Annotated in this window: 6 protein-coding genes; 3 read left to right on the forward strand and 3 right to left on the reverse strand. The window is 62.6% G+C overall.

Going from position 1 to position 5,484, the window contains the following annotated elements; genetic code table 11:
- Positions 1–139 precede the first annotated feature (139 nt).
- The gene (locus AC1D00_RS24510; protein ID WP_025575402.1) at positions 140–730 is read right to left on the reverse strand and encodes an NADPH-dependent FMN reductase; all 591 of its coding nucleotides are present in this window, start codon (positions 728–730) and stop codon (positions 140–142) included.
- Between the two features lie 51 nt (positions 731–781).
- Complete coding sequence (locus tag AC1D00_RS24515) at positions 782–1,729, reverse strand: helix-turn-helix domain-containing protein (RefSeq protein ID WP_135173510.1); 948 nt, start codon at positions 1,727–1,729, stop codon at positions 782–784.
- A 300-nt stretch (positions 1,730–2,029) separates the two neighbouring features.
- Here AC1D00_RS24515 and AC1D00_RS24520 point away from each other — a divergent pair, with 300 nt between their 5' ends.
- The 3 genes from AC1D00_RS24520 to AC1D00_RS24530 are packed head-to-tail and all read left to right on the forward strand — an operon-like array spanning position 2,030 to position 4,656.
- Entirely contained in the window at positions 2,030–3,145 is a 1,116-nt protein-coding gene (locus AC1D00_RS24520) for a DUF2336 domain-containing protein (protein WP_477012423.1), read from the forward strand.
- 3 nt (positions 3,146–3,148) lie between these two features.
- On the forward strand, positions 3,149–3,481 hold the full coding sequence (locus tag AC1D00_RS24525; RefSeq protein WP_025575407.1) for a PilZ domain-containing protein: 333 nt from the start codon (positions 3,149–3,151) through the stop codon (positions 3,479–3,481).
- Positions 3,482–3,531: 50 nt separating this feature from the next.
- Positions 3,532–4,656: an HD-GYP domain-containing protein gene (locus AC1D00_RS24530; protein ID WP_477012424.1), complete on the forward strand. Its 1,125-nt coding sequence runs from the start codon at positions 3,532–3,534 to the stop codon at positions 4,654–4,656.
- A 404-nt stretch (positions 4,657–5,060) separates the two neighbouring features.
- Here AC1D00_RS24530 and AC1D00_RS24535 read toward each other — a convergent pair.
- Positions 5,061–5,484, reverse strand: a 424-nt coding sequence (locus tag AC1D00_RS24535) for a nitroreductase family protein (RefSeq protein WP_477012425.1), incomplete at its 5' end; no start/stop codon positions are given.

Raw genomic sequence — 5,484 nt, forward strand, 5'->3', positions numbered from 1 at the left:
CGCCTAGGCTCCGGACTGCACGCAGATTCGTAACCCGGATGGAGCGAAGCGTAATCCGGGACGGTGCCGTTGATGTACGACATCCCGGATTGCGCTTCGCTCCATCCGGGCTACGGGAACGTCTTCGCGGTGAGGGATATCAGTAAGGCGGCGCCTTGCGCGCCCGCTGCGCCTTGGCCGCCTCGATCCACCATGCAAGGTCGTCGGCAAAGCGCGGGAACGAACGCTCCAGCGCCTTGCCGCCCTCGCCGATCGGCTCGGCATCCGCCGACAACGTCTGCGCGATCGGGCCGACGCCGATGGTGCTCGACACCACCACCATGCCCATTTCCGACAGCGTGCCGTGCCAGGCGGTCGAGGCGCGCGCGCCGGACAGGCGGCCGGCGGAATAGCTGACGATCGCGGCCGGACGCCAGAACCATTCTTCGAGGAAATGGTCGGTGAGGTTCTTCAATCCGGGCTGAATGCCCCAATTGTATTCCCCGGTGACGAAGACAAAACCGTCCGCGCCGCGGATCTGCCCGGCCAGCTTCTCCAGCGCCTCGGGCGCGGCGCCCTTGGGATATTCCTTGTACATGCGGTCGAGCATCGGCAGGCCGATCGCCTTGGCGTCGATGAACTCGACATCCTCGCCGCGCTCGCGCAGGCGATTGATGACGAAATTCGCAAGGCGGATGCCCATGCGGTCGGAACGGTAGGATCCGTAGAGGACGAGAATGCGGTTGCTCATGGCGGGCAGGCTAGCACGAAATGACGGAACGGACCCAATCCGATTGTCTCGCTACGCCCTTCGCCCACGCTCCAGCGTTTGCGACGGCGTCTCGCCGAACTGGTCGCGATAGCTCCTGGAGAAGTCGCTGAGATGCCAGAAGCCGAACGCCAGCGCCACGGCCTTGACGCTGTCGGCTCCCGCGAGCAGCCGCCTGCGCACCAGCCACAGCCGGCGCAGGCGTAAATAGCGGTGCAGGCTCATGCCGCGATAGCGGCGGACGACGTCGTGCAGGGTGCGGACGGACAGGTTGAGCTTGCGCGCAATCTCCTCGCTGTAGATGGGCTGTGAGAGATCGCCGGACAACAGCGCGCGGATGTCCTGAAATGTCTTGAACTGCCGCCCGTCGTTCGGTCGCACCGTCCATCGCGCGGGAACCAAATCGGCGAACGCGGCATCGACTGCCCCGAACAAGGACTCCTTCATCGCCGCGGCCTTCAGCGGCACATCGACGGGATCGATGGGCTCGGACGCGGCGGCCACCACCTCCCTGACAACTTTCCGTAGCCAGTGCAGCGCCGGCGTGCTCGTCTCGAAAATCTTGAAGCAGGAGTGCGTCTCGGGCCAGCCGCGGTCCGTGACCTCTGGTCGGAAGATGACCGAGGCGATTTGCCGCTCCACTTCCTCAATGGTGTTGTAGGCAGCGCCGCTGCCGCCGATGACGATGACCGCACGGTCGCGTTGTGCGCCGTTGAAGCGAATGGGAACTTCAAGGTCGTCCATCGCAAAACCAACCGCCGTGCAATCCGCGATGAGTTGCGCATCCACGACGCGCGGAAACGACCGCGTCACGTTAACGTCGCAGCCGGGCAGTTGCAAAATGATCTGCTCGGCCGCGATCGTTCGCACGAGCGGCGTGAACTCGAAATTCAGACCGCGGATCGCGTTGCGAAATTCATCCACGTCTGCAAAACGGAATATCTTTGGCGCCAGCCCAGGCGCCTCATCAATATTGGTCATGGCAAATGAAAAGCAGCGTCGCGAAACGACGCGCATCCGGCGACAGTACCGGTCTGATTCCCCCCTTTCGGTTGCCCGTTAGATCGAAAGAATCATCCTATCCCCTCTCGATCAGTTGGCGAGGGTCCAATCCAAAGGACAAGTGACGGTTCCCGTCCTGCCAAATTTCGATAGCGTTTCCAGCGAAGACGACGGTGTGGCGATACCCTAGCGATTAAGGTGCGTAAGTTCAAATTAACAACTATGAGGCGCAATGAAGCTCGTTGAATAGTTGAAGTCATTTGAATTCAGGCTCCTGCCATGATGGCAAATTCGCCTGCCGATATTCTCGTCGAATTGGAAGCAGCGGTCGCAGCGAGCCCGCCGGAGCGCTGTGCGCGTATCCTCTCCGACATCGTGCAACTGCTCACCAGCAGGCACGACAGTCCCCATGAAAAGCTCGTCAACGTGGTCGACAGCATCCTCCTGCGCCTTGCCGAGAGGGTCACTTCCAGCGCGCTCGTCCAGCTCAGCAAGGCACTTGCTGAATTCAATGTTGCACCGCAAGACACATTGCGGCACCTGGCTTCGCACGACGATCCGGAGGTGGCGTGCCCGATCCTGCTCAAATCGCAGGCATTGTCCGCGTCCGACCTTGAAGCGGTGGCGAGGTCCTGCGGCGAAAGGCATCAGATTGCGATTGCGACCCGAGACAAAGTCGAAGCGGCCGTAGCCGAGGCACTGGTCAGGCGCGGTGGCCGCGCGATCTACCTTGCGCTGATCAAGAACCCTGGAACGAGATTCTCCGGTGCGGCCTATGCCGGGCTCATTGAGAAGAGCGCGGCGGATGGCGAGATCACGAAGACGCTGGCGCTCAGGCCGGGCACACCCGACGTCGTCTTGCGCAAGTTGCTCGCGGCTCCATCCGGCGAGAATGCGCCGGCCAAGCCCAACGCTTCCTCCGTGCCGCCGGCGCAAGACGCCGCCGCGAACCCAACGCCCGCTCGGATCGTACCAAAGCGGCCCTGCTCGACCGACTATGCGAACGCAAAGCCCGAGATCGTCGCACTCAGCCGCGTCGGCAAGCTCAACGACTCCACAGTGAACCGCTTCGCGATCCGCGGTGAGATGGCCAATCTCTTCACGGCATTGTCGGTGCTTTCCGCCGTCCCGATCGAGATCATCGAGCACGTGATGACCGATGCCGACTGTGAGGGCCTGGTCATGGCCTGCCGGGCGTCGCGCCTGAACTGGCAGACCACGCTCGCGATCCTCAACAACCGCGGCGGTGCACGTCTCTCCTTTGCCGAGCGCGAACGAGCGCAGCAGATTTTCGACACGCTTCTCTTGTCGACCAGCCAATGGACAGTGCGCTGGGGGGAAATTGCAGCGAGTGCCAACACAAGCGATCCGGGGCGGCACAGAAACGGGGGGTAACCGATGAGGTTCGACGGTCGCAAGGCGCTTCGCGTACGGATGGATCACAAGCAGGCTGTCAATCTGATGGGCTCGGACGGCACGTGGCGACGCAGCTGCGTCCTGCTCGACGTGTCGCAGAGTGGCGCCAAGATCGAGGTCGAAGGCACGCTCGACGTCCTCCAGGCCAAGGAATTCTTCCTGCTGCTGTCGTCGACGGGTCTCGCCTACCGCCGCTGCGAGCTGGTGTGGATCGACGGCACCATGGCCGGCGTGCACTTCATCACTGCAGACGGCAAGAAGAAGCCGGCGAGCGCAAAAGCTGCGGCTGCGCCAAACTCCACTCCGAGCAAATAGGCTCCCGAATTCATCAAGCTCATTCAATGTCATCATAATCCCGGTCCGCCGTGCAGAGTACCCGAACCATATCCAGCCCCGTCAAAGGCGACGGCGGCATCCGAAAGGCGGAAGCGGCTCGCCCCTTCGTGCATGTGCTGGCCGATTCCTCCGACAAATTGGCAAGCGTCTGCTCGATCCTCGAACGGCAGTTTACCGTCGCCGGTGAACGGCTCGATGCGGAAGCCAAGCTGTCGCAAGTGCCATTCGCATACGTCATTCGCGCGGAGCTGCGTGACGTCTGCAACATCGCGGCCATCAAGAAGCGGGCCGCCAAGCTGGCGAAGGCCACGAAACGTGTCTTCCTCGTCGAGCACTCCGCTCACGTGAGTATCGCGCAGGCCTACGCGCTCGGCGCCACCCTCGTTCTTCCCGGGACGATCAACAAGATCAACCTGCTGACGGCGCTGGCTGACCCGGCCGAACTGGCCTCTGCGGCCTTATCGAGCGACACGCCGCAGCCGGACAACGCCGTGGAAGCCGCGGCGACCGCTATCGCATCGATGTTCACGGCCGTCGCGCTCGGCGAGCCCCTTGATGTCGTCGGCACAAAAGAGGCCGGCCGCAAGATTGCCGATCGCATCAGCGAACACGGCCTGTCCGAATGGCTCACGACGGTGCGGCGCCATCACGAGGGAACCTACCAGCATTGCCTGCTGGTGACCGGCGTCGCGATCGACTTCGGGCTGAGCCTCGGCGTCGGGCGAGCCGACCTGGAGCGCCTGTATTCGGCGGCCATGTTCCACGACATCGGCAAGGCCCAGATTCCCCTTGCGATCCTGGACAAGCCCGGCCGCCTCGACGCCGAGGAGCGCGCCATGATCGAGACCCATCCGACTGCCGGCTACGAATTTCTCAAGAGCCACGAGAAGATATCGCCCGAGATTCTCGATGCCGTGCGGCATCACCACGAATATCTCGACGGGAGCGGTTATCCCGACGCGCTGTGCAGCGAGAGCATCAATGACGTCGTCCGCATTCTGACGATCTCGGACATCTTCGCCGCGCTGATCGAGCACCGGCACTACAAGCCGACAATGCCGCGCACCGAGGCCTACAACATCCTTTGCGGGATGACCGGAAAGCTGGAGAAGGCCCTCGTAACCTCGTTCAAGCAGGTTGCGCTCACGCGATGACCGCGCAGGCGGGGCGATCCCGCAGCGAGGACCTCGCTACGAACCGCGCTTAGTGCGTGGCCCGGTATTTGGCGCGATACGGAATCGATCGGGAAGCCAGTCCTTCCGCAAGCAGCTTCATGTCCTCGTGTCTGCCGCTGCGGATCAGCTTGCCGAACTCATCGGATGTGAAGGGAAGATTTGGATCGTCATCGATCGGGTACCGCGGTCGCGGACCGAAGAACCGTCGAACCAGGCTAGCCAGCCGCCGCATGTCAATTCCCTCGCGCCAGCAACAAACCTTTCACTGCGCGTATTGTTCCTCCCGTGCGATCGAGATTGCAAGAGCCACTAATGGCTCGGCATCAAAAAATATTCTCCTCCCCGCCGCCACAGTCAGCTCTCCGCGTCAGTGACTTCTCGCGCTAGTCGGCAAAGCCGACATAACGCACGAAATCATCGTTGTGCTCGCGATCCGAGCGCACCGCGTTGGCGGCAAAGCCGTCGTCGGGATAACCCATCGCGACGCAGGTCATGATCACCTCGTCTTCGGGGATTCCGGCAACCTCGCGCACGATATCCGAGCGCATGATGCCCTGCCCGTTGATCACCGAACCGAGGCCGCGGTCCCAGGCTGCGAGCACGATGCCGTAGCAGAGCGCGCCGAGATCGAAATGGCAGACTGCGCCGGGATCGAGCACGCGGTCATAGGTCAGGACCAGCGAGACCGGCGCGTCGAACTGGCGGAAGCCGCGCAGCACCCAGTCCTGGCGCATTGGCTTGTCGTCACGCGCGATCCCCATCGCGCCGAACAGTTTCTTGGCGATGTCGACCTGCCGCGTGCGATGC

Source organism: Bradyrhizobium sp. P2_E8 (genome assembly GCF_056403875.1).